At 71.4% G+C, this 25,075-nt stretch carries 13 protein-coding genes; 8 read left to right on the top strand and 5 right to left on the bottom strand.

Annotation, left to right across the window (positions count from 1 at the left end; all coding sequences use genetic code 11):
- Window positions 1-338 precede the first annotated feature (338 nt).
- The 4 genes from WME96_RS13550 (at window position 339) to WME96_RS13535 (ending at window position 5,036) form a co-directional block, all read left to right on the top strand.
- Window positions 339-971, top strand: coding sequence for an RNA polymerase sigma factor (locus tag WME96_RS13550; RefSeq protein WP_437290547.1), 633 nt, complete (start codon window positions 339-341; stop codon window positions 969-971).
- Window positions 962-2,254 (top strand): FecR domain-containing protein, encoded by a 1,293-nt coding sequence (locus tag WME96_RS13545; protein WP_437290546.1) that lies wholly within the window; start codon window positions 962-964, stop codon window positions 2,252-2,254. Before WME96_RS13550 ends, WME96_RS13545 begins: the two co-directional genes overlap by 10 nt.
- Window positions 2,255-2,319: 65 nt before the next feature.
- Complete coding sequence (locus WME96_RS13540; RefSeq protein WP_437290545.1) at window positions 2,320-3,360, top strand: hypothetical protein; 1,041 nt, start codon at window positions 2,320-2,322, stop codon at window positions 3,358-3,360.
- A 74-nt stretch (window positions 3,361-3,434) separates the two neighbouring features.
- On the top strand, window positions 3,435-5,036 hold the full coding sequence (locus tag WME96_RS13535; RefSeq protein WP_437290544.1) for a hypothetical protein: 1,602 nt from the start codon (window positions 3,435-3,437) through the stop codon (window positions 5,034-5,036).
- 30 nt (window positions 5,037-5,066) lie between these two features.
- On the opposite strand, the gene WME96_RS13530 is transcribed toward WME96_RS13535, so the two are convergent.
- Complete coding sequence (locus WME96_RS13530) at window positions 5,067-6,059, bottom strand: amidohydrolase family protein (protein WP_437290543.1); 993 nt, start codon at window positions 6,057-6,059, stop codon at window positions 5,067-5,069.
- Window positions 6,060-6,305: 246 nt separating this feature from the next.
- On the opposite strand from WME96_RS13530, the gene WME96_RS13525 reads away from it, so the two are divergent.
- Window positions 6,306-7,103 carry a hypothetical protein gene (locus tag WME96_RS13525; protein WP_437290542.1) on the top strand — a complete coding sequence of 266 codons (798 nt, stop codon included), beginning with the start codon at window positions 6,306-6,308 and terminating at the stop codon, window positions 7,101-7,103.
- A 581-nt stretch (window positions 7,104-7,684) separates the two neighbouring features.
- On the opposite strand, the gene WME96_RS13520 is transcribed toward WME96_RS13525, so the two are convergent.
- From WME96_RS13520 to WME96_RS13505, 4 genes are all read right to left on the bottom strand, one after another.
- Entirely contained in the window at window positions 7,685-8,560 is an 876-nt protein-coding gene (locus tag WME96_RS13520) for a hypothetical protein (protein ID WP_437290541.1), read from the bottom strand.
- Between the two features lie 213 nt (window positions 8,561-8,773).
- Window positions 8,774-9,649, bottom strand: coding sequence for a hypothetical protein (locus tag WME96_RS13515; protein ID WP_437290540.1), 876 nt, complete (start codon window positions 9,647-9,649; stop codon window positions 8,774-8,776).
- A 216-nt stretch (window positions 9,650-9,865) separates the two neighbouring features.
- Window positions 9,866-10,795, bottom strand: coding sequence for a hypothetical protein (locus tag WME96_RS13510; protein ID WP_437290539.1), 930 nt, complete (start codon window positions 10,793-10,795; stop codon window positions 9,866-9,868).
- Window positions 10,796-10,935: 140 nt separating this feature from the next.
- The gene (locus tag WME96_RS13505; protein ID WP_437290538.1) at window positions 10,936-14,943 is read right to left on the bottom strand and encodes an RHS repeat-associated core domain-containing protein; all 4,008 of its coding nucleotides are present in this window, start codon (window positions 14,941-14,943) and stop codon (window positions 10,936-10,938) included.
- Window positions 14,944-15,209: 266 nt separating this feature from the next.
- On the opposite strand from WME96_RS13505, the gene WME96_RS13500 reads away from it, so the two are divergent.
- Genes WME96_RS13500 through WME96_RS13490 form a run of 3 tightly spaced genes read left to right on the top strand, consistent with a single transcriptional unit; the run spans window position 15,210 to window position 24,933 of the window.
- Window positions 15,210-16,001: a hypothetical protein gene (locus WME96_RS13500; RefSeq protein ID WP_437290537.1), complete on the top strand. Its 792-nt coding sequence runs from the start codon at window positions 15,210-15,212 to the stop codon at window positions 15,999-16,001.
- Window positions 16,002-16,045: 44 nt separating this feature from the next.
- Window positions 16,046-22,984, top strand: coding sequence for a pentapeptide repeat-containing protein (locus WME96_RS13495; protein ID WP_437290536.1), 6,939 nt, complete (start codon window positions 16,046-16,048; stop codon window positions 22,982-22,984).
- On the top strand, window positions 22,984-24,933 hold the full coding sequence (locus WME96_RS13490) for a metallophosphoesterase family protein (protein ID WP_437292314.1): 1,950 nt from the start codon (window positions 22,984-22,986) through the stop codon (window positions 24,931-24,933). Before WME96_RS13495 ends, WME96_RS13490 begins: the two co-directional genes overlap by 1 nt.
- Window positions 24,934-25,075 lie beyond the last annotated feature (142 nt).

The raw sequence follows: 25,075 nt of genomic DNA, 5'->3' as shown, positions 1-25,075 counted from the left end.
TCATCCCTTACGCGCGCTCGGCTCGCTCCGTTCGGAATTCGACACTTCGCCTGCCGCCGGTTGCCTGTTGCGCCAATGGCCAGACGTCTGGCCACGCACAGCCAGACGTCACAGCCAGACGTCTGGCCACGCACAGCCACTCCGAGCGCGGGAGGAGCGCACTGCGGGGTCGGGACCGGCGCCTGGTCGATGCGCGGTCGCCTCGAGCGCAGGACGAGCCCTGCGCGCGGAGGTGCGGAGCACCGTGCCACCTCGCCAGGCGACGGCGGAGCTCGCCCGGCACGCGACGCGGAGCTGAGCCGTCGCGACGGGGACCGGCCATCTTAGAAGTTACCGCGATGTCCGCGCACCTCCGCGTCGTCCGAAAGCCCCGCTCGCCAGATCCCCCTGTCGGCGCGCAGCCCACCTCAGCCGAGGTCCTGCGCGGCCTGCACGCCCGGAATCCCGCGGCGGAGCGCCGCCTGCTCGACGCTTACGCGGGCCTCGTCGAGCGGATGCTGTTTCGCCTCCTGGGCGACATCCGGACCCTGGAGGATCTCGTGCAGGACGTGTTCGCCCGGGTGTTCTCCCGCATCGACGACGTGCGCGAGCCCGCGGCGCTGAAGCCGTTCATCACCAGCGTCACCGTGTTCGTCGCGCGCGAGGCGATCCGCAAGAAGCGGCGGCACCGGTGGCTCGCGTTCTTCGCGAGCGACGAGCTGCCGGAGATCTCGGCCAGCGTCGACCCGGAGGCCCGGCAGGGCGTGCGGGCCTTCTACCGCGCCCTGGAGACGCTCGACCCCGACGAGCGGCTGGCCTTCACGCTGCGGATCGTCGAGGGCCAGGAGCTCGCCGAGGTCGCCGCCGCGTGCAACGTGTCGGTGGCGACCATCAAGCGCCGGCTCCACCGCGCGGAGATCGCGTTCGTCGAGCGCTGCAAGAAGGATGAAGTGCTTGCCTCCTGGCTCGCGGAGGGCGACCGATGGACGTGAGGACCAAGGACATCGCGGCCCTGGGGCGCCGGGTCGCCGCGCACCAGGACGCCGCGCTCGAGCGGCTGGCGCGGCCCTCGGCGGCGGATCGGCTCCAGGCGATCTACCGCAAGGAGGCCGCGCTCTCGCTGCGCGCCAGGGCGGCTCCCTCCCCGCGGCGGCTCGGCTTCGCGCTCGCGGCGGCGAGCGTCGCCGCTTCCGCCCTCCTCGCGCTCTTCGCGCTGCTCCGGCCGGGCGATCCGTTGACGTACCGGGTCGACGGGTCGCCGGGCGCCGTGGGCCGGTGGGTGGCGGCGGACACATCGCAGGTCGGCCTCGACTTCTCGGACGGGTCGCGCGTGGACCTCGCGCCGGGGACGCGCGCCCGCGTGACCGAGGTCGGCCCGCTCGGCGCGGGGGTCCTCCTGGAGCGCGGATCGCTGCATGTGCGCGTCGTGCATCGCGACGACGCCCGGTGGGTGGTGGCGGGAGGGCCGTTCGAGGTGCACGTGATCGGCACCGAGTTCGACGTCACGTGGGACACGGAGGCCGAGGAGCTCGCGGTCTCCATGAGCGCCGGCCGGGTGCGCGTCCTGGGCCCCTGCGTCGAGCCGCCCGGGCGCGCCGTCGCCGCCCCCGAGTCGATACGGCTGACCTGCGTGGCCCCCCGCCCCGCCGCGCCGCAGGCGCCGCCTCCAGCCGTCGCTCCGACGGCAAGCTCGCGCGCTCAGCCTCCCCCCCTCGTCCCGAGCGCGAGCGCCGGCGCGCTCGCGCCCGCTGCCCCGCCCTCGCCGCCGGTCCGCGCGGAGGCGCCCCCGGCCGCGGCGGCCCCGTCCGAGAGCTGGCGCTCGCTCCTCGCCGCAGGCAAGCTCGGCGAGGCGCTCGCGGACGTGGAGCTCCTGGGCGTCGACACGGTGCTCGAGCGCGCCGGCGGCGCGGAGCTGGTCGAGCTCGGATCCGCGGCTCGGCTCTCGCGCAAGCCGAGCGTCGCGGCCCGGTTCTACGAGACGGCGCGCCATCGGTTTGCCGGGAGCGACGCCGCAGCCGTGGCGGCGTACCACCTCGGCCGCATGGCGTTCGACGGGCGCGGCGCCTGGGCGGAGGCCGAGCGCTGGTTCGCCGTGTACCTCGCGGAGAGGCCGCGCGGCGCGCTCGCGCCGGAGGCGCTCGGCCGATCCATCGAGTGCGCGAGGAACCTGAAGCTCCACGCGCGCGCCCGCGAGCTCGCCGCGCGCTACCTCGCGGCCTATCCGAACGGCGCCCACGCCGGGCTCGCGACGGCGCTCGCCGGCGGGGCCGATTGAGCCTGCGCCCGCGGAGGACACGGGGGTCGGGCCGGCGCCGACGGAGCTCGCCGGCAGCGCGCGCCGTGGCGCGCTCGGCGTGCGGCGCGCTCGTCGCGTCCCTGGCGTTCCTGGCGCTCGTGGTGCCGTGCTCCGCCGATGAGCGGTCGCCGGTCACCGTCGTCGCCGGCGCGCGCGGGGCGCTGGCGCACCGGCTCTCGCAGGAGCTCGAAGCGGCGGGCTTGCGGGTGCAGGTCGAGGCGAGCCCGACGGAGGTCGCCCCCGGCGGGCTGCTCATCGTCGTGCCCGAGGGCGACGAGGGGGCCATCGAGATCTGGTCGGCGTCGGGCGGGCGGGCGGACCTCGTCGCGAGCGTGGCGCCGGACGGCCCGGTCGATACCCGGGTGCTCCGCGCGGCGGAGCTGGTGCGGGCGCTCCGGTCGCCTGCCCGCGCCCCGAGCGATGCGCCGCCGGCGGCCGTCGCGCCGGCGTCGCTCCCGCCCGCACCCGTCGCGCCTCCGGCCGTGGCCGTGGGGCCCGGTGAGGCGTGGCGGAGCCTGCCGCTCGGAGCGTGGGCGCCCCCCGCGCCCCCGTTCCCGGTGCTCGCTACGCCCAGGCCCGCGCTCGTCGATGTGGGCGTCGCGCTGGCCGTGGGATGGCAGACGCCTGGCGCGTCGCTGGCGCTCGATGCCTCGCTCCGGATCTGGCCTTCGGCCCGGGTCGGCATCGGGCTCCTGGCGGACCTGCCGATCGTCAGCCCGACGATCGAGGCACCGGAAGGCGAGGTCGGCTTTCGCTCCACGCTCCTCGGCGTCGAGCTCGTCGTCGCGCCCGTCGCGAGGACGGGCCGCTTCGCCCTCGTCCTCTCCCCTGGCCTTGGCCTCGCTCACGTGAGCGCGTCGGGCGAGGCGAGGCCGCCCCACCTCGACAGCGACGAGTCCACGTTCACTGCCCTCGTTTACGGGCGAGGCGAGGTGCGTCTCCGGCTCATCGACTCCCTCGTTCTCACGGCGGGCGCGCTCGGCGGCGCGGCGATCCCGCCGGTCGACATCCGGTTCGTGGGACGGGTGACCTCGACCTTCAGCCCGCTCGCGTCGTTCTCGCTCGGCATCGTCGTGGAGCGGTGAGCCGCCGGCGCGGCAGGCGGCCATTCCTGGAGCAGGCCATGCGCACTTCGTCGACCGAGATCCGAGAGGGCTCCTTGAAACACCTCATCGTACCTGGATGCATCGCGCTCAACGTGCTTACCGCGGCGTGCGACAGAATTCCCCTCGATCCCATTCGCGGCGACGTCGCCGGCGGTGCGATGGGAGAAGGAGGAGACGGCAGCGGCAGTGCCGGCAGTACCGGCAGTGCCGGCAGCGGTAGCGGCGGCAGCGACAGCGGCAGTGCCGGCAGCGAAAGCGCCGGCAGCGGCAGCGGTGGCAGCGCCGGCAGCGGCAGCGGCGGCGGCGCGCCCAGCACCGGCGATTCTCTCTGGAGCCGGCACTTCGGCGCGAATGCAGGCGAATCCGGGCTCTCGGAAGGCCGCATCGCGGTGGACGGGGCGGGCCACGTCGTCCTCGCCACGGCGGTCGCCAATGGCGTCGACTTCGGCGACGGTCCGCTCTCGATCGGGGGCAGAGCGGTGTTCGCGCTCGCGAAATTCGACGGCGAAGGAGATCTCCTCTGGGACAAGCGATTCCCCGGTTCCACCTCCGTGTACTACATCGCGGTCAACCCCGCGGGGCTCATCGCCGCGACGGGATCGGTTCATGCAGATCATGCAGACAGCGTCGACTTCGGCGGCGGTCCGCTCGTGGGGCAGGAGGACGGGACGGACGCCTTCGTGGCCGTCTTCACGGCAGACGGAGATCACGTCTGGTCGACCCGGATCGGCGCTGATTCGGAGCAATTCGCGCACCACATCGCCGTGGACGCAGCCGGAAACGTCATCGTGGCAGGGTTCTTCGTGGACCAGATCAGCCTCTGCGGGGCTTCGCTGACCAGCGCCGAGCAGATCGACTCCTACATCGCGAAGTTCGACCCTGCTGGGAATTGCCTCTGGAGCAAGCAATTCGGCTACACGGAGATCCACAACGTCGCTGTCGATGCGTCGGGCAGCGTCGTTCTCGCCGGCAGCTTCGGCGACTACTTCACCGAGACGATCGACCTCGGCGGCGGTCCGCTGGCCACCGCGGGCCGCGAGGACATCTTCGTGGCGAAGCTCGACGCCGACGGAGAGCACCTCTGGAGCAAGCGGTTCGGCGACGCCGCTCTCCAGAGGGCGTACGGCGTCGCGGTCGACGGCTCTGGAGATATCGTCCTCAGCGGGACGTTTCAAGGGAGCGTGGACTTCGGTGGAGGTCCTCTGGTGAGCTCGGGAGGGTTCGAACCGAATAGCCCCGACTCTGTCACGTGGGGCGGCAACGCCTTCGTGACCAAGCTGAACCCCGAAGGTGAGCTCCTCTGGGCCAAGCGCCTCGGGCAGGACGGGCCACAGACGGCGCTGGACGTCGCGACGACCGTGGGCGGTGAGATCGCCATCACCGGCTTGATGTACGGCGACGTCGATTTCGGCACGGGCCTGATGGATTGCACCTATGGCGACGCCTTCGTCGCGAAGCTCGACGCGACGGGCACCGTGCGCTGGGTGAAGCACACCGGCGACAGGGGGCGCCAGTTCGGCCATTCCACGGCCATGGACGGGGCGGGCAACGTGTTCGCCGCCGGGCCGTTCGTCGGGAGGATCGACTTTGGCGCGGGGCCGCTCGTGAACCCCCGGTCCGCCAGCGATCTTTTCCTCGTGAAGTTCGGCCCCTGAGGCCGCGGGCGGCGGTCCGCGCGATGCCCCTCACCGCACGCAGGGGCCGAGCCATCGCGCGGCGTTCTGTCCGAGGACGGGCCCCAGGAGCTCGGGGGGCAGGTGAAGGCCTTGATAGGTGCCGAGGGCGCGAGCCGACTGGTCGGCGGTTTGACGGAAGAAACGAAAGTGATCCTCTTTCAAGAGACCCATGTTCGACTCCACCTGCAGGTCCCACATCTCCGTCGACGTCGGGTTCAGCCCGCTCGTCACGAGATCGGTCCCGAACAGGAACCTCTCGGGCCAGCGGGAGAACAGCTTGAGGAGCTGGGCGCGCTCGCGCTCGAGGTGCGCGAACCCCTCGGCCGCCGGGCCGCCGGAGCCATGGCTCGTATCGACGAGGAGGCGCGGAAACGCCTGCATCAGGGACTCCACGCGGGCGAGGTCGGTGCGGCTGCCGCAGAGGTGGGCGCACACCACCCGCAGGTCGGGGAAGCCGCGCAGGACCGCCTCGAGCTCGCTCCGGTAGCGGACGGTATTGGCGTGAAGGAGAACCGGAAGCGCCTGATCGGCGAGCGCCTTCCATATCGCCTGGTGCGAGGGATCGTCGAGGGGACGCTCGTGGAAGAGGTTGTGCCCCTGGTAAAGCTTCACGCCGCAGGCGCCTCGGCGGCGGAGCTCGGCGAGGTACGCGGGGTCGTCGTGGCCCAGGTCCAGGGTGACGAACGGGATGAGCTTTCCGGGGTGGGCCGCGGCGGCGTCGAGGACGATGTCGTTGCCCGTGCGGTAGCCGGAGAACCCGGATCCACCGCGGCCGCTGGTCAGGTCCGGGCTGGCCAGGATGACGGCGCGGTCGATGTGATGTCTTGTCATGTGCGCGAGCAATGGTGCCACTGCGTCGGGCTGCGTCAGGTGCACATGGATGTCGATGACCTCCTGACGTGCCGGCGGAGCCGACGACGAACGACATCCCAGGAGGGCGGCGAACACAGCTCCCCACGCGACGCCGCCGAGGCGAGCGCCGCGATCGGGGTGAGGGACCATCGAACGAGGGCGATGCGGACCGCGGCAACGACGAGAGCGGCGAGAGCACATTGATCGATGCGTATCCATCGCCGGCAAGGATACGTCGCAGCCGCGCTGGCGCCATGAAAAAGGAGGGATTCGCGACAAATAACACGTTCTGATCTGGCAATTTCCATCATGGTTCGTGCGATACTCGACACGCATGCTTCGAGGGCGAGGTCTTGCCCTGAAGCCGCTATTCACCCATGCCCAGTGGAGTTCTGTATGTCGCTCATCCGTAGCTCGATTCGTCTCGCGGGTTTCGCTGCGCTGTGCACCTCGTTGCTTGGAACGACGTCTTGCTTGCGAGTGTCGGACGACGGCGGGGGCCTCGGTGGTGGAGGCGCCGGCAGCAGCAGCAGCAACAGCAGCAGCAACAGCGGCAGCAGCGGCAGCGGCACCGGGGGGGCCGGCGGCGGCGACACCGGCAGCGGCACCGGTGGGGCCGGTGGCGTCGACACCGGCAGCGGCACCGGTGGGGCCGGTGGCGGCAGCGGCGACACCGGCAGCGGCACCGGTGGGGCCGGTGGCGGCAGCGGCGGAGCTTCGAATTGTGAAGACGACGTCTACGAGTGGAATGACGTGCCCACCTCGGCGGCGCCGCTCGCGTATACAGCAGGTGGCAGCGGCTCTCTCGACGCGTGGTTCTCGAGAATGGATTTCATGCTCTGTCAAGGCGATGAGGACTGGTACCTGCTCGATACCTCTCTCGGGTACGAAGAGTTTTACTGGAGGCTTCGCGTCCTGGCCGCCGGGGCAGAGCTGTGCGGCGCAAGTTGTGAGCAGTACACCCCGCCATCCCGTCCAGACAACACGGTGATCGTGGAGGTCTACAGCGCAGCGACGATGGACCTCATCGGAGCTGGGCAGAGCGATCATGGGCGGGTGTGGCTCGACGGCGGGGGGCTGGACTCCGCGAACGACCTTCTCCTCCGTATCTATGGGCCGCCCGAGGCGACCTACCCGTACGACATCACGTTCATCGCCAAGTCCTATGATGGGGAGGACGAGTGCGAGTGCTGAGCGCCGCCTGGCGAGCGCCCGTGCTCCGTCGGCGCGCCTGTTGCGGAAGGATCGTCGCCGAGGAAATCACCCCCCGCCGCCTGGCTGGCGGGGGGCGCGCCGTACGATGATGTGGGAGCGAGGGCGGGGAGCTCGGCCTGATCGCCGGCCGGAAGCGTAGCAGCGGACCCAGCCCGACGGCGCGCTCCGGCGTATCCAGCAGCAGCCGCCGAATCGTCGATCGCTTCGACCGCGCTACGGACACCGAACCATCGCTTACGTGCGCTCGGACTGATCCATTTGGAATTCGACACATCTCCTGCCGCCGTTGCCTGTCGCGCGTGGCCAGACGTCTGGCCATGCGCGGCAACGCGCCGCCAACGGGCCGAGCGAGCATGGGTACGCGATGGATCTCCGGTGGCGGGGCGTCGCCGGTTCACGAGATCATGATGGAGTTCAGCGACAGGCGTGTGGGAGCTCGGTGCCTGGAGGAGTGGCCCCCTGACAGGTTGGCGCCGCGCACGGTGGCCGAGCACGCAGCGGACGGCGTATGCGCCATGCGCGGCACGCTCGCCGGCGCCCCCGGCGACGTCAGGCGGAGATCAGGACGAGCGCCCGGCGGCCGTGCCGGCGGCGACGGCGTCGTGCACCTCCTCGCGCGTCCCGGTGCCGGCGAGCAGGAGCCACGCTCGGAGCGTCGGCAGGTCGCGCATGGCTTCCACGGCGGAGCGCAGCACCGGCGGCATGGGGCCGAACCGAGCCTCGTACAGCGCGATCGTCGCCTGCGCCATCCCTTGCGTGCGTCCCTGCTCGATGAACTGCTCGACGAGCTCCTGCGTGGTCATCACGATCTCCTCTTCCTCCGGCGTCGCCGGCCCGACCTCGGCGAGCGCCGCCCGGAAGCGTAGCAGAGGACCCAGCCCGATGGCGCGCTCCGGCGCATCCAGCGGCAGCCGACGGAAATCCTCGATCGCCTCGCGCAACACGCGCCCTCCCCCCATCAGCCGGATCAGCAGGGTCGAGCGCTCGCGCGGCAGCTCGCTCAGCACGACCAGCGCCGTGCGCAGCAGGCCGGGCCCCTCGTACACGCCCGCGGGCCAGCCGGCCATCCGCGCGGTGCACAGGCCGTCGAGCACGGCCGCCGGGCGGCCGGTCGACAGCATCCACAGGAACGGGGCTTCCGCCTCGCGGTCCCTCGCTGCGCGGCCTCGCCACACCGCCAGGTGCTTCTCCACGCACGCGCGCGCCTCCTCGGCGCTCGGCGTGTCGCTGTACGCCTCGATGGTGCACGCCGTTTCCGCGAGGCGGCCGAGCAGCCCGAGACGCTCCCGCTCCGACGCGCGCGCCGGGTCCGGCTCGTACCACACGTCCGCGAGCTGCGTCTCCCCGGCGACCTCCGCGTTGGTCACGACCTTGCCCGTCGTCGTGAGCCCCTCTTGCGCAACGTCCTTTGCCAGCCGATCGAACCGGTTTCGCATGGCAGGCGCAACCTGACACGCGGCGCTGAAGAGATGAAGAAAATAGCACGCTTCTACCACGCGACGGACACCGACGATCGCTTACGCGCGCGCTGTCCGATCCGTTTGCAATTCGACATATCACCTGCCGCCGTCGCCTGTCGCGCCGTGGCCAGACGTCTGGCCACGCACAGCCAGACGTCTGACCACAGCGTCGCTCTTCCAGGAGGGGGATCACGCGGCGGTCACAGTTCGCTCCAACAAGCGATCATACCACTGGAAATAGTCGCGCAGCGCCTCGCGCAACCTCGCGCGGTTCTGCTGAATCGACGCGCTGCTATCCCTGATCTGCCGCCGCGCCCTCGCATCCAGCTTGCCCACCGTGATCGCAGAGAACGCGCGCCGCGCGTTCTGGAACTCCCCCTCGATCGCCCGCACAAGCCCCAGGATCTCATCAAAGCGGCCAGACGCCTCGAGCCATGCATCTCGCAGCGCGCGAGGGGCATGCGCCGGGAAGATCTCCCTGTGGCCCATACAGTACGTCCTGCCGCCGACCAGGTAACCCACGAAGAAGCGATCGTTCACCGTGAGGCTCCGGCTGGCCGCCGTCGCATAACCATGGACCGTCACGAGCAAGTCCACCAGCGATCCTACCTGGAGCTCAACTCCGATCTCGACGTCTCTCACGAGCGCGCGGGACAAGAATTTCGCGCCGCTGCCAACAGCACCAAACGCGCCACGCTGGCCAAATCGTCGAAACACGGAAGGCAGGTACTGACTGACCATCATGTGCCCGGGATTTGGGGTAACGACCAGGAGCTCCATGCGTCGCGCCACGTCCGGCTGGACCTCGGCCTCCAGGTAGCTCCGGATCGCCGATTCTACATTGGACGAGCTCAGATACACCCCCGCCTCCGACACGAGGAGGCTCAGGCGGTCGAACATCTCGCTGGCAATGACGGCAAGACCGGCAACCCCGACGAGAAAGTCCGGTCCGCAGAATTGCTTCTCGAACCCAGAAAACTCTTCGTCCTCGCTCACGGTCGATGCCTGACTATCAGAGAACATGATTCCGCCGGCTGCGGAGGACATCGCGACATGAACTGTCATGGTCAGCTCCTGGCTCGGGCGCCTTGGCGCCCTGGTCGTCCAACGGCCTGAAGTCATGCATCCACCTGGCCACGTTCTCTGCTTAAAACTGGAAGGAGAGGTGCCACTTCACCCTCTTTGCCTTCCTGAGAAGCGCTGGCCTGTTCTTGTGGACGCTCTCCAGGAAGCCGCTGAAGAACGCCGAAATCAGGAGACCTGGGGACGGGCCGCTCGCGTCTATCTCGAGATGAAACGGACCCTGCGCAGACCGTCCTGGGAGATCTGCTCCACGACGACCTCGTCGCCGGACGCGACCCATTGCACGACGCCCCCGTCGTCCGAGAGCGCGACCGCGCCCACCGGATCGCCGTCGTCCCATCGCTCGTACGGGGCGCCGGCGGGGATCTCGGGCGCCGGCTCGCTGCTGCGCTCCTCGCCGTGCGACCCGGCGACACGCACGCTCAGGCCGACGTCGGGGAACCCCTTGCGCAGCGCCGCGACGAGCGCGCGGACGCTCGCGATCTCGCTCGCCACCGCGGTGCACGGCGCCACGCTCATCTCGGCGAACGCAGGCGGCGACCAGATCGCGAGATCGCCTTTCTGGAACACCGCCTGATATGCGTCGCTCAGCTCGTCCACGCGCTCGGCGCCGACCGCCGCGGCGAGCTCGGCCGCGACATCGAGCGTCATCTCCACGGCCATCCGGCCAGGCCAGTCGAAGGCGCACACCGGGTACTCCTGCCCGATCGCGAACCGCTCGAAGAGGCGCCGCGCATCCTCGGCCAGGACGAAAGGATCGACCACCCCGTCGTCGACGACGACCTGACCGCGCGCGTCCATCCAGTACGTCCCGTGCGGGAAGTCGCCCATCGGCGCGCGACCCTTCCGCGGGCGCACGCCTCGCTCGAGCTCCAGCCCGATCCCGAACCAGAGCGCCTCTCCCTCCGCCGACGGCACGCAGAGGCCGCCGAAGACCTCCTCGAACCGCAGCAGCGCTCCCACGTCCGTCAGCCCCAGCCGCGCGAGCTGCTCGCGGAGGGCCTCCGGCGGCGTCGCGCGGCCGGGATCCCGCGCAGCGCCCCGCTGCCCGAGCCACGCCGTCGCCCGCGGCGACAGGACGCCCGCCAGCGACCCCGCCGCCCCGCCGCCTTCCTTTCCGCTGCTCACACCCGTCCTCCTTCGCTCGACCCGCCGTCAGAGAGCCCCTGGAGCGCCGGATCGGCCGCGTCCATCGCGCGACGGTCCACGTCGAGGAGCCCCGCGTCCACCGGCCCGCCCCGCCGCCCTGCCGCATCGTCCGCCGCGCGTCACCGGCGCGACCCCCTCGGGCGCCAGTTCGGCGGCGGCCGGACGGCCATGTTGCCGGGCGCGTTCGGGTTCTGCATCGCCTCCACGGCGGTGCGCTGCGGGTTGCCGGCCGCCACGCCGTCCCGGTAGCGCTGGCTGGGCTCGTCGATCCCGGGGGTGACGCGGTTGACGAGATCGACCGGCGGCTCGCCCTCGGGGCGACCCTGGTTCGCCTGGTTCTGGAGGTTGCGCATCAGCACCCCGCAGTTGGGGCACGCATTGCGCGCCCCTCCATCGTCCTGGGTCGACTCTATCGAATCGATCCCCCGGAGCGCGGCCCGCAGGTGGTTGTTGTTCGGATCGTTCGCCGACCCGCACGTGCCCCTCGGGAGCTCATTTCGATCCTCGTAGTCGAACAGGTGCTGGCTGAGCGCGGCGGGCTCGGAGCAGTTGGCCGGATGGCGCGTCGCCTGCGGGAACTCCCAGTTGGTCGTCCCGTTCGGCGACTGCACCTGGACCTGGTTGGCCATGTTGTTCCAGACGGTCGGGTGCACCTCGGCGGGGTTGTTCCGATCGCGCCCCGCCGCGCTCCGGCCCGTGGCGCCGGAAGGCCGGATGGTCGTCGTCATCGGCTGGAGCCCGTCCAGATCGACGACGTTCGGCGGCGAGTTCTCCGCATACCCGTACAGCCGCGGGCTGCGCGAGATCTCGATGGGATCAGCGCTGATGTACGCGCCGATCTCGGGATCGTAATAGCGAAAGCGGTTGTAGTAGAGCCCCGTCTCGCCGTCCGCGTACTGCCCCGGGAAGCGCAGCGGCGTCGCGCCCGCGCCGCCACCCTCGATCGCACCGAACGCGCGATGCTGCTGCGCGGCCTCGATCGCGCCCGAACCGGAGATCACGAGCTCGGGAAAGCCGTTCGGCGCGTGGACGTAGAACCGCCGCCTGCCCGACGCGTCGATCTCGCCGAGGGGCACCGGGCTGCCGTCGAGGAAGCAGTACGTGCGCACCTCCGCGCCGGGCGCTTCCCCCGCCGGCGCCCCGCGCGTCAGCTCATGGAGCATCTGCTCGCCGTCCCACACGAACTGCACCCGACGTTCGCTCCCGTCGCCGGCGCGCACGCGCTTCTCGACGCGCCTGTACAGCGCGTCGTAGTCGAGCTCGGTGACCTGACCGGCGGGATCGCGCACCGATCGCAGCAGACCACGGGCGTCGTAGGCATACGTCCACCGCCCGCCTCCAGGCACGTCCTTCGCGACGAGCCGGCCGCCCTTGTCGTGGTGATACGCCTGGGCTCCGAGCCGGACCGTCCTCCCGCCGGGGCCGTGCTCGTGCTCCTCGCTGTCCAGCGTGAGATTCCCCGCAGCGTCGTAGCCGAACAGCTCGCCGGCGGCCTCCGCAGGCAGCCGCGCCACGAGCTGGCCCACCGGGTCGTACTGATACCGCGTGACGCCGAGCAGGGCATCGGTCTCCTGCTCGAGCAGCCCCACGGGCGACCAGGCATACGACACATCGGACACGACGCCTCGCGGCAGGCGGCCCACCCACTGCGGCTCTCCCTGCGGCACGACGGCCGCGACGGCCGCGTCGGCCTCCGTCACCGTGCGGCGCGCGAGGCGGCCCAGCCCGTCGTACGCGTAGGCGACGCGCCCGCCGCCCGGGAGCACGACCTGCTGCTCGCGGCGCAGCGCGTCCCGGAAGATGTCGAGCGCCTCGTTGCCCCAGTCGACGCGCACGACGTCGCTCATCGCGTCCCGGGTCAGCCGCTCGATATACCCGAGCGACGTCGACCGCTCGACGCGCTTGCCCATCACGTCGTGCTTGCTCCTGATCTCGTACGTCTCGCCGCCGATCGCGAGGACCTCGTGGACCAGGCAGCCCCGCGCGTCGTAGGTGCGCCGGCACTCGCTGCTCGCGTTGCGCGCCACGGCCAGCCTGCCCGCGAGGTCATATTCGAACTCGTCGGCGGTGTCGTCGGCATACACGCGGCGCACGAGCTGGCCCGCGGCGTCGTATTCGTACTCCACGCTGTCGCCGCTCGAGCTCCGCCAGGAGATCAACCGGCCGCAGAGATCCCGCCGCAGCGCGTGGACGCGGCCGTCGAGCGTCTCCTCCTCGACGACATGGCCTGCGCCGTTCCGCCGGTATCGGTGGACACGCCCCTGCTCGTTGATGAGCTCGAGGAAGCGTCCATCCCTGTCGTACCGGTAGCCGATCCGCGTCCCGTCGGGCCGCTCCACCTCGCAGAGCGCGTTGATGCCGCCCCAGGTGAGCTTCCCCGTGCGTCCCGCCGCGTCCGTGATCCTGACGAGCCGCTTTCGGCCGTCGTGATCGTAGCTGGTCCTGGCGCCGGTGGGGTCCTCCAGGAAGCGGAGCAATCCGCGCGCGTCGTACGCATACCGCGTCATCCCGCCGGCCGCGTTGGTCATGGCGACGGGGCGGCCCAGGTCGTCGTAGGCGATGCGCTTCGTGGCCCCGCTCGGCTCGGTGACGGCGGTGCAGTTGCCGTGCGCGTCGTACTCGAACGCCGTGGCGCCGCCGTTCGGGAGGAGGGCGCGCCGGACGAGGCCGCGTTCATCGTATTCATAGCCGACCACGAGCCCGAGACGATCGGAGATGAAGGTCACGTTGCCCCGCGCGTCGCGCTCGAACCTGATCTCCTGGCCGTCGGGCCGGACCATCGCTGTCACGGCGCCCAGCGCGTCGTAGGCGTACTCGGTGCGCCGGTTGAGCGGATCGATGACGGCCTTCGCCCTGCCGGCCTCGTCGCGCTCGACGCGCGTGACAGCGCCGACGGGATCCGTGTAGGAGACCCAGTTTCCGAGCTCGTCGTACTCGTGGGACAGCACGCCTGGTCCCCACGCCACCTTCTCGGCCTGTCCGTTGGCATTGCCGATGACGCGCTTGAGCTGGGACGCGTCGGTGACCTCGGTATACCCGTCGTCCAGGTACGCGAGCCGGGTGTGAAAGAGGCCTTTCGCCTCGGTCTTCCCGTCCGCCAGCACCTCGGGGAGGCCGTCGGCGAGGCTCGGGTCGCGCCCCTCGGCGCGCGCTCCCCACGTCTCGACGCAGCGCCCCTGTCGGTCGTAACGGTAGTGGACGACAAGCCCGTCGGGCAGGCGCTGCTCGACGAGCAGGTGCTCGCTGTAGACGAACCGCGTCGCCTGGCCCTCGGCGTCGACGACGGCCACGAGATCGCCGGCAGCGTCGTACTCGTATCGGTGGAAAGCGTGCCAGCCGTTCGGCGCCGTGGAGGTCCTGACCTCGAATCGCGCGATACGCCTCGACGCATCGCGCACGCAGCGGACCGCGCGGCCGGCGGAGTCCGTGACGGTGAGGAGCTCCGGGCCGTCGTACGCGAGTCGGATCTCGTTGCCGTTGCGGTCGACCATCGAGCTCAGCCGGTACACGTCGTCGAGGGCGTCCTGCTCGTGGAAGAGCAGGGTCACGCCGCTCTCGAGGGACAGCGCGAACCCCGAGCGCGCGGCGCGCAGCGACACGCCGCCGAAGAGCCGGCGCGACTCGCCGACGGCCGGGAGGGGCGCCTCGAGGACGGTGCCGTCGTCCTGGACGATATCGACGCGCCGGCGGGATGGAATGATCATCCATGCGAGGGAGTGCGACCAGCCGAAGCCGAGCCCCACGTCGCGCTCGCGGGCGGTCGAGGAGTACTGGCGTTGCAGCACGAGGGGCAGCGGGCCTGGCAGCCCGAGATCGATGGCGGGCACCGTGAAGACGCGCCCCGTCACGACGTCGACGGGGTCACCGGCGGACGTGCCGCCGTTGCCGCCGTGGCGTGGATTCGTGCAGGCGGCGGCGCCCGTGCCCTGCCCGCACGCATTGCCGCCCTTCCCTCCCCCGTCGGCGTTCTGGCCGCCGTTGTTGCCCCCGGCGCCCTGCCCGTCGCCGTTCCCGTTGCCCCCGCGCCCGCCTTTGCCTCCGCCGGCGCCGCCGCCTCCCATCACGAAGACGCCCGGGTTCATGCCGGGAATGGCGGGGATGTTCGGCACGGGTGCTGTTCGAGCCATGGCGGGGATCTTTCCCGCGCGCTGGGCGCGAAGCAAGGGGCGGATGTGTGGGTGGATCTTTGAAGTCGCGCGTCCAGAAGGGCGGGCCGCGGCGCGGGCGTGTTGCGTCCGCCGGCGTGGCCAGACGTCTGGCTGCGCGTGGCCAGACGTCTGGCTGCGCGTGGCCAGACGTCTGGCCACGACGGCGCGGCGCTCCGCTTTCGCTTCCACGGTCCGCGATCGCGCGATAGCCTCGCTGCTTCGACGCGCAGACAAGGGGGCACCGGATGGCGGGGAAGACGGGGAAAACCTCGGCTGTAGACGGCAAACGCAGGCCTGCGAGCGGCAGGGCGGCGAGCGCGGGCGGCAGGGCGGCCGCGGGCGGCAGGGCGGCCGCGGGCGACAAGGCGGCAGCGGCGGGCGACAAGGCCGGAGGCGCGGGCGCCGCGCTCGCGCGGGTCCGGGCCCAGGCGGTGAAGGGCGGCGGCGCGGCCGAGAGGCGGGCGCAGGCGCTGCTGGAGCTCATCGAGCGCCGCAAGGCCCGGATCGCGGAGGACTTCTACGAGATCGGCGAGGCGCTGCGGGAGCTCCAGCGGAAGAAGCTGTATCTCGCGCTGGGGCACGCCACGTTCGGGGAGATGCTCAAGGCGCGCGGCATCATGGGGCTGAGCCAGGCCAAGAAGCTCATCGGGGTCGTCGCCGCGCTGCCGCGCGACAAGGCCCTGACGCTCGGGCCGGAGAAGGCCTATGCGCTCACGCGGTACACGGCCGCGACGCCCGAGGTCGATACGCCGGCGTGGCTCCTCGATCAGGGGGCCACAATTGCGGGGAAGCGCGTCGAGGAGATCTCCGTCCGCGAGCTGACCGCCGAGGCCGGCAAGGTGCGCGAGAAGGCCGCGGGGCCGAAGCGGCGCGACCCCGAGGAGCAGCGCGCCAGGGCGGCGGCCCGGACGGCCCAGGCGGCGCTGCGCAAGCGCGGGGCCAGGGGGGCGACCGTGGAGGCGCGCCGCGAGAAGGGCGTCTACTGGCTGCGCGTCGAGGTGCCCCTGGAGGCGGCCGCGGCGCTGCTGGGCGAGTAGCGGGCGGCGGCGGACTGCGGGAAGCAGCGAGCGAGAGCGAGCGAATGCAGAAGGCAGAAGGGGGGTCCACGTACACGCGGGTTGCCGTCGTGCAGATCGCGGTTCACCCGGCGATCGTCGTGGATCGGAGATCGCCGCTCGAGGATCCGCTGTTCGACCCGAGGGGGGCGTCGGACTCGCTGCTGCCGTCTCGGGGCGAGGTGCCGGAGGTCATCAAGCCGAAGCTGGACGCGCTCCGGCGGCGCATCCGGGAGACGTACGATGCGCAATTGCTCGCGAAGATCCGGGCAGTGCTCGCGGCGTGCCGGGAGTACGGGGCGAGGATCGCCGTGTTTCCGGAGTACAGCATTCCGTGGGAGATCCTCGAGGGCATCGCCGAGGCCGCGGGGGACATGGTCGTCGTGGCAGGGACGCACACCGTCGATCGCGCAGCGCGGCGGTCCGGGGTGTACGAGCGGCTCGGCACGGCCGCGCTCCCGGCGCTCGGAGAGTCGGTATGCCCGGTGCTCCATGGCGGCAGGCTGCTCGGCTTGCAACCGAAGCTGAACCCGGCGATCCCGGAGCGGAGCTCGATGCGGCCGGGAGACGCATGGGCGCCTGTCGAGATGCCGGAGGGGATCCCGGGGCCCATGGGCGTGCTGGTCTGTCTCGATTTCCTGTTCCGGGAGAGCGAGCCACACCGAGCGCTGGTTGCGGAGAGGCTCGGGGCGTGCCGCTTCCTCGCCGTGCCGAGTTTGACGCCGCACCACACGCTGCCGGAGTTCGCGGGCAAGGCCTGGGAGGAGGCGCGCCGGTACGGGCGGCCGGTGCTCTACTGCGACGGCGCGGAGGGCGGCGGGACGTCGGTATACGTCGACGAGGAACAGGCGAGTGACCTGCAGCGGTTTCCGGATCGCGCGGGGTACCTGGAGGCGGGCGATGAGGGGGTGATCGTCGCGGACGTGGACCTCGGGCACGAGCGATCCGGGAAGTCGACGCAGTACGCGACGCCGCGACCCGTGCTGCCGGTGGCGGAGGCGACGCTCCTGTACCGGGGGCATCCGGCCGGCGAGGCGTATGCGCGGTGGCTCGATGCGGCGCGTGAGCTGCTGGAGCGCGACGACGACGAGGCGCTGGAGGCGCTGGCGACACGGCTCGAGGGCGCGCGCGGCGTGCTGCTGAACGCGGGCGCCCTGTCCGGGGCCGCGACGCGCGGGAGGCGGCTCAGGCGGCTCTACGGCGAGCTCGACAGGATGACGAGCGTGGAAGAGGTACGGCAGTTCACGCGGGAGGTCGTGGTTCCGGCGGACGTGCTGCCGCTCGACGAGCTGCGGGCGGTGATGGCGGGAGCGGCCGCGGACGTGGTGTTCGCGTGGATGACGGAGCGGGAGGCACGGGGAGCGGGATTCGCCGAGGTGGAGGCGCGGCTCCGGAAGGCGGCGGATGCGCGGCGGGGGCCGGGCGAGTGGACGAGCGACGGCGCAGCGGCGCTCGGGGCCCTGGCGCAGGCGGTGCGCGGCGCGCCGGAGGCCACGGAGAGCGCGCGGGAAGAAGCGCTGCCACAGCTTCAGGTCGTGCTGCCGGTAGGGCTGGACCCGGCGGGGCTCGGGACGTCGAGGGTTCGAGGGTGGGTTCTCTCGTTCGGCCGTTCCCCCTCCGATCTGAGCTCTGCCATGAAGGACTCCGTCCGGCGCGCTCCCGGAGCTGCCGGAACGCGCCGACTCGGCGAGATGCCGGACGAGGGTCATCGCGTCGCGACGATCTCGGACGATCAGCTCCGCGCGGCCGAGACGCTGTTTCTTCTCGCGACCGCGGAGGGAAGGAAGCGCGTCGCAACCGTGAGCATCTCGTCAGATGCTCACGATACGATGTCCGCGATCCTGGTCGCATCCTCCCGAGGCGAAGGATGGACCGTGTGGACCGCAGACGGTGACGGGTGGGTTGAGGGCTGCTCGGACGCCGTGGTCGCCGCCTTGGCCGAGGCCGGACTGAAGGATGCCGTCCATGAAGTGATCCCGCCGGACGCCATGATGGCCCGGATCGCGGACCTCGTGGCCCGCTTCGGCGGGGCGCGCGCGGTGATCACAGCGCTCCGCGATCAGCGATTGCATGAGGTCGACGGCAGGTTCGTGGAGCCTGACGCGCGGGTCGACGGGGGCGAGGCGACGCCCATGCTAGGCGCCCTCGACGCGTGGCTGTCGTCGGGCGAACAGACGGCCCTCATGCTGGGCGAGTTCGGCCTCGGCAAGTCGACCGCGCTCGCCGCGTGGGCTTGCGGGCGCTGGGAGTCAGGACAGAGGCCGCTGCCTGTCGTCGTGAATCTCGCCGGCGCGTCCCCATCTGCGAGCGCAGAGCAGCTCCTGCTGCAGGCCGCCCGGCTCGATGACAATCCCGAGAACCGCGCCGCCTTGCGGCTCCTCACCCAGCACCGACTGATCGTCCCCTGCTTCGACGGCTTCGACGAGATGGCGACCCGCCTGGAGGCGGCGGAGCTCGCCGGCCGGCTCTCCGGGCTACTCGAGGTCGCAGAGGGCGGCGGGAAGGTGATGGTCTCCTCGCGCGACAACTACTTTCCCAGCGAGGCGCACCTCACCACGACGACGGAGAGCGCTCTGGCGCAGGCGCTCGGCGCATCAGCGGGGATCCGGCGCTTCATCATCCAGCCGTTCACCGACGAGCAGGTGCGCGACCTCGTGCGACAGATCCGTGGAGAGGGCGGCGCCGGCGCGGCGCTCGAGCGCATCGCCGGGATCTACGACCTCAAGGACCTGGTACAGCGGCCGCTGCTGCTCGGGATGGTGCTGGCCACGCTGGACGATCTCGCTCCCGGGGCGCAGGTCGGCCGGGCGGATCTGTACGAGGCGTACCTGAAGCGGTGGCTCGACAACACGCGCAAGGAGGACCCGGAGTGCTTCACGGACGAGCAAAAGAAGGAGTTCGCCGAGGCGCTCGCCGAGCAGCTCTGGCGCTCAGGAAAGCCGACCTGTACGTGGCAGGAGCTCCAGAGCTCGGTCCGCGCTCGCCTCTTCCCCCTCCTGCCCGAAGGCATGCCGCCGGGCGCGGCGTTCCTGGAGATCCAGGGAGGCGCGTTCTTCGTGCGCGATGGCCATGAGGGGTATCGCTTCGCACACAAGTCGTTCCTCGAGTACTTCCTGGCCCGCGCGCTGGTGGCGACTCTGCCTGAGCGGCCGGAGGAGGCGCTCCGGACGAGGCCGATCACGCAGGAGGTCGCCGCTTTTGTCGGCGAGATCCTGAGGAACGCGGGCGAGCCCAAGCACGCGGGCGCGGTCCGCGCGGTCCAATCGTTCCTGGCTACGGATCGCCAGCCGGCACCTCGGCCCGGGGAGGCAGCCGAGAACGCCCTGCGGCTGCTCCTCGGCCTCTCTCGATGGGCAGAGGATGCGACTGGCTGGCTCCCGGACGGCGCGGATCTTCGCGGGGCGCAGCTCGCCAGCGAGGACTTGCGGGGGGCGCGCCTCGCCGGCGCCAGGCTCGAGGATGCGATCCTCGCCGGCGCCGATCTCTCCGGAGCGGACCTGACGGGCGCCGTGATGAGCGGAGCCACGGTGTCGGGCGCAAAGCTCGACAAGGCGATCCTCCGGCGGGTGACAGCGCACCGAACGGACTTCACCCAAGTCGAGGCCCACGGCGCCGTCATGGACGAGGCGGCCTTCGCCGGCGCGGTGCTCCGGCAGTCCACGTGGACTGGCTGCGATTGGAACCGTGTGCTCGCCGACGGCGCGGACGTCACCGCCCTCGTGGCGCTGGGGAGGAGCACGCCTCCGGAGCGCAGGTACGCACCGGCCATGGCGTCTTCTCAGGCGCCTGCGGAGCTGGTGTCTGGACATACTGGCTCAATCACTGCGCTTGCGTGGGCCCCGGACGGCAAGCGCCTGGCGAGCGCTGGAGACGATGCGACGCTGCGCCTCTGGGACGCGACGACCCGCAAGGAGCTCGCTCGCCTGGTAGGCCACTCGCATCGGGTGCTGGCCGTGGCCTGGAGCCCGGACGGCAGGCGCCTGGCGAGCGCCGGAGACGACAGGACGCTGCGCCTCTGGGACGCCGCGACCGGACGAGAGCTCTCTCGCTTTGTGGACCACTCGGACGTGGTCAGGACCGTGGCCTGGAGCCCGGATGGCAAGCGCCTGGCGAGCGCCGGGGACGACAGGACGCTGCGCCTCTGGGACGCCGCGACCGGGAGCGTGCTCGCTCGGATCTTGCACGAGCAACGGGCCACCACGGCCGTCGCCTGGCACCCGGACGGAAGGCGCCTCGCGAGCGCCGGAGAAGGAGCAGCGGTGCACCTCCGGGACTCCGATACCGGACAGGAGCTGGCTCGCCTCACCGGTCATTCCCACAGAGTTCTGGCCGTGGCCTGGAGCCCGAGCGGCCGGCTCCTCGCGAGCGGCGGTTATGATAAGACGATACGCATCTGGGACCCGAGCACCGGCGAAGAGAAGGCGCTACTCGAGGGGCACTCCAACTGGGTCGTCGCGATCACCTGGGCTCCTGACGGCGAGCGCCTGGCGAGCGGGGGCCATGACAAGACCGTGCGCATATGGGATGCAAGCACCGGCGAGGAGCTCACCCGGATCGAGGGTCACGTGGGCGGTATCAGATCGCTGGATTGGCACCCGTCAGGACGGCGCCTCGCGAGCGCAGGATTCGACAGGACGGTACGGCTCTGGGACGCCGGCGCCGGCAAGGAGCTTGCCCGGTTCGAGGGTCAGTCGAGGTCGGTCCGAGCTGTGGCCTGGCATGCGAGCGGCGAGCGCCTGGCGAGCGCAGGAGACGACAGGACCGTGCGCATATGGGACGTGAGCACCGGCAGAGAGAGCGCGCGCCTCGAGGGGCATTCCAGAGGGGTGATGGCCGTGGCCTGGCATCCGGATGGCGAGCGCCTGGCGAGCGCAGGAGACGACAGGACCGTGCGCGTATGGGACGTCTCCGCCTGCAAGGAGCTCCTTCGCCTCGAGGGCCATTCGGACCGGGTGCTCACCGTGGCCTGGCATCCGGACGGCGAGCACCTGGCGAGCGCAGGAGACGACAGGACCGTGCGCATATGGGACGTGGTCTCCCGCAAGGAGCTCCTTCGCCTCGAGGGCCATTCGCACAGGATCGCAATCCTGGTCTGGCAGCGTGGCGGCGATTATCTGGTCAGCGCGGGAGACGATCATACGGTGCGTGTATGGGATATCAGCACGGGCAAAGAGCTAGCTCGCCTGAAGCGCGACTCGAGATCGAGCGTGACTCCTGACCGGGACGCAGCCGGCAAGCGTCTGGCGCGCGCTCAACGGGCGCGCCCCCGAGGTGCCACGCCGAGCCACGTCGGAGATGCGGACGCCGACAAGTGGCTCGCTCGGCTCGTGGATCATCCGCTGGGCGCCATGGCCGTGGCCTGGCACGCGGACGGCGAACGTGTCGCGGGGGCTTCCGAAGACAGGTCAGTGCGCGTGTGGAGCGCGGAGACCGGCGAAGAGCTAGCTTGCCTTGAGGGCCATTCAAGCCCGATCACGGATCTCGATTGGCATCCGGATGGCGATCGTCTGGCCAGCGCGGATTTCGATGGCTCCGTGCGGATCTGGAGCGTGGCACAGCGCAAGCTCCTCGGCTCTTTTGAGTCTGCTGGCCGATCCACGCTCACTCACACCGCTGGAGGATTTTGCCTGTTCGGCGATGCTGAGACAGATCACTTCCGCCTCGCCCTTCGCCGTCCCGACTCGATGACCACGCTTTACTTGCCGCTTGCCGGCTTCTGCGACGTCCTCCACCGCCCCGACAAGGTGAAGGCGGCCCTCGCCGGCGATCTCAGCGGCGACAACCTCGAGGAGGAGCTCGCCAAGCATGGCTATGGGGGCGGCGTCCCCTGGGATGGCGAGGAGCACTTCATCCCGGCCACAGCAGACGCTCCCCTGCCTCCCCGTGTTCCCACGGCTCCCCCTCCCCCGCCCGCTCCCCGCGGCGCGCTCGCCCCGGAGCCGCCCTCGCCCTCCGCCGCCGCCCCCCTCCCCAACCCCTTCCGCCCCGGCCCCGCCCTCACCGACGCCTCCGCTCTCCCGGGCCGCGCCCCCGTCCTCGCCGAGCTCCTCGCCCTCATCGAGAGCCGCAGCCCCGCGGTCCTCCGCGGCCCGCGCCGCTCGGGCAAGACCTCGATCCTCCACCACCTCGCCGCGCGCCTCTCCCCCACCCGCGCCGTCCACCACCGCACCCTGGAAGGCCGCGCCTCGCCCCTCCGCACCGCCGACGAGCTCGCCGTCTTCCTCGACCCCTCGCTCCAGTCCGACGCCACCCCCGCGCTCACGCTGCGCGACCGCCTCTCCGCCGCCGGCAACGCCGTTCTCCTCCTCGACGAGGTCGCCAACCTCCACCAGGCCGACGCCACCGTCTTTGCCTGGCTCCGCGCCGTCGGCCAGGAGCAGACAAGCGTCGTCCTCGTCGGCTCGCACTGGGACTGGGTCACCGTCGTCGAGCACGCCTTCGCCGCGGCCCCGGGCTCGTCGTTCGGCAACGACGTCACCCCGGTCAACCTCGGTCCCCTCGCCGAGGCGGACGCGATTCGCTTCCTCGTCGACACCGCGCCTCCCGACGTCCCGCTGGAGGCCGAGCGCACCGCGCGCTGGATCGTCGAGCTCTGCGGGCCGTGGCCGTTCTATCTGCAAGTCATGGGCTATGCCCTCGTCCAGGCCGTGCGCGCCGGCCAGCGCCGCGCCCTCGTCGAGCGCGCGGGCGTGCGCGACCTCTACGAGCAACGCCTGCTCCTCGACCGCGACGCCGCCTTCTTCAGGGCGCGCTGGGCCGAGCTCCCGGCGCGCGCGCGGGGCGTCCTCGGCGCGCTCCGCGGCGCGCCGGACGCCGCGCTGCCCGAGGTGCGCCGGCTGCCCTCCGAGGACGTCGCCGTCCTCTGCGACGCGGGGCTCTGCGACGCGCTCGGGACATGGCTCGCCGATCCGCCGTTCTTCGACTGGATCAGACGGGTGGCCAGGGAGCCAGGGAGAACATCGTGATGCGCGCGTTCGACGTGAGGAGACCCTACTCGCCGGAGCGCGACGTCCGCGACCACGGGCAGCTCCTCGATCTCCTGCTGTCCCTGCCCGCGAACGGCGTCGTCTGGCCGCTCGTCGGCGCGCGCAGGGCGGGAAAGACGTGGACGCTCAAGGCGCTCGAGCACCACCTCGGCAGCGCCGGCGGGATGAACGTGCGCTACATGGACCTCCGCAAGGCCGGCCCGACGCTGCCCGTCGTGCCGCCGGGGACGACGCTCCTCCTCGACGAGCCGCAGCTCGCCGGCAAGGGCGGCACCCCGCGCGACGCGACCGCCTTCCTGAGGTGGTGCGGCGACCTCTACGGCAGCAGCACGCGTGTGCTCCTCGCCATGAGCCCCGCCGAGTGGATCGCGCTCGAGCGCGCCGCAGACGGGGACACCGGTCTCCTGTCCTCGCGCGACATGCGCTTCCTCGATCCCCTCACGCCCGACGAGGCGCAGAGGCTCGCCCGCACCGAGGCGTCGCGCGCGCTCCTCCCGGATCTGCCCGCCATCTGGCGCCGCAATCCCTTCCTGCTCGAGTTCGTGTTCGAGATCGCGGAGCAGTCGCCCGATCTGGTGAAGGAGCCGTGGACGCTGCTCTGGACGGCGCGAGTACGCAGCGAGCTCCGGGAGTTCGCCTACCACCGGGCCGTTTTCGACGACGGGCTGACCGACGCGCAGCGGGGCGCGCTCCGCGACATCGCGCGCGGCGCGGCGCCCCGCGACGAGAACGTCGATCTGCTCGAGCGATGCGGCCTCGTGCAGCGGCGCGGCGGGCGCTCCGTGCTCGCCGATCCGATCCTCGAGGCGAACCTGTGCCCGCTGCGGATCCACCACGTCTCCGACATCCATTTCGGCCCGAAGGCCGCCGAGCGCGTCGACGTGAAGGAGAAAGGCAAGCACAGCGACACCATGGCTCCGGGGCTGGGCGCCCCGCGCGTGTGCGATCACTACGTCGACCACGTCGCCGAGCTCGCCGCCGCCGGCCGCGCGCCCCACCTGCTCGTCATCTCGGGCGACGTCGCCGAGTGGGCCGACGACGCCCAGTACGCCGAGGCGCGGGTGTGGCTCGAGAGGATCTGCAGGCACCTCGCGGATCACCCGCGCTTGCCGCCCGACGAGCCCAACGTGCTCCTCGTCGGCGGCAACCACGACGTCGACTGGCGGCAGGCCGCGGGGCCGGCCCAGGCCGCGACGCAGGCGCGCCACGTCCCTTTCGCGAGGGCGTTCGACGACCACCCGCGCTGCGCGCGGCCGCGGCTCGACGAGCCGCCCGAGACACGGGCGCTCGCGGTGGCGCGGTACGCGGACCTCGGCGTCGAGTTCGCGCTGCTCGGATCGGCGGAGTTCGGCGGGCAGCAGGAGGCGGACCCGGTGCGGGATGAGCTCCTGTCGCTGATCGGCCGCCTGCGCCAGGGCGCCATGGACGAGCCGGACGCCGAGCGGGCCGCGGTCCTGCGCGACCACGTGGCGCGCATCGATCCCGGCCTGGTCCACGACGCGGACCTCCAGCGGGTGCGCCGGTCGCAATGGCACGCGCCGATCAAGATCGCGGTGCTGCACCACCCGGTGTCGCCGCTCCCGGCCACCGAGCTCGCCCGCTTCGGCGGCCTGATCAACGCCGGCGAGGTGAAGGACGCGCTCGTCCACAAGGAGTTCTGCCTGGTGCTCCACGGCCACTGCCACACAGGCTGGTTCGGCAAGGAGCAATGGCCCGAGCGGCACGAGGACTGGACCATCCGGATCGCCGCGGCGCCGTCGCTGTCCAGCCGCGAGGTGCAAGAGCACAACGGCTACAACGAGATCGAGATCGCACGCGACGGCGTCGGCGGCGACGTGAGCTATCGAGTCCACGTCCACCGCGTCGTGCGCGAGGGCGGGACGTGGGCCCGGAGGGTATCGATGGGACCGTTCGCGCCGGGGAAGTAGCGGGCGGCCAGACGTCTGGCTCTCCGTGGCCAGACGTCTGGCTCTCCGTGGCCAGACGTCTCACTCGTAGCGCTGTCGTGCGGCTCATTGTGGCACAACCTGGTCTGATGGGTCGGCTGCACATGGCACGTTCGAGGGCGCG

Source organism: Sorangium sp. So ce406, from assembly GCF_051474675.1.
GTDB classification, from domain to species: Bacteria; Myxococcota_A; Polyangia; order Polyangiales; family Polyangiaceae; genus Sorangium; species Sorangium cellulosum_G.
The sequence above is the reverse complement of the archived record's forward strand: the minus strand, read 5'-3'. Positions and strand labels throughout refer to the sequence as shown.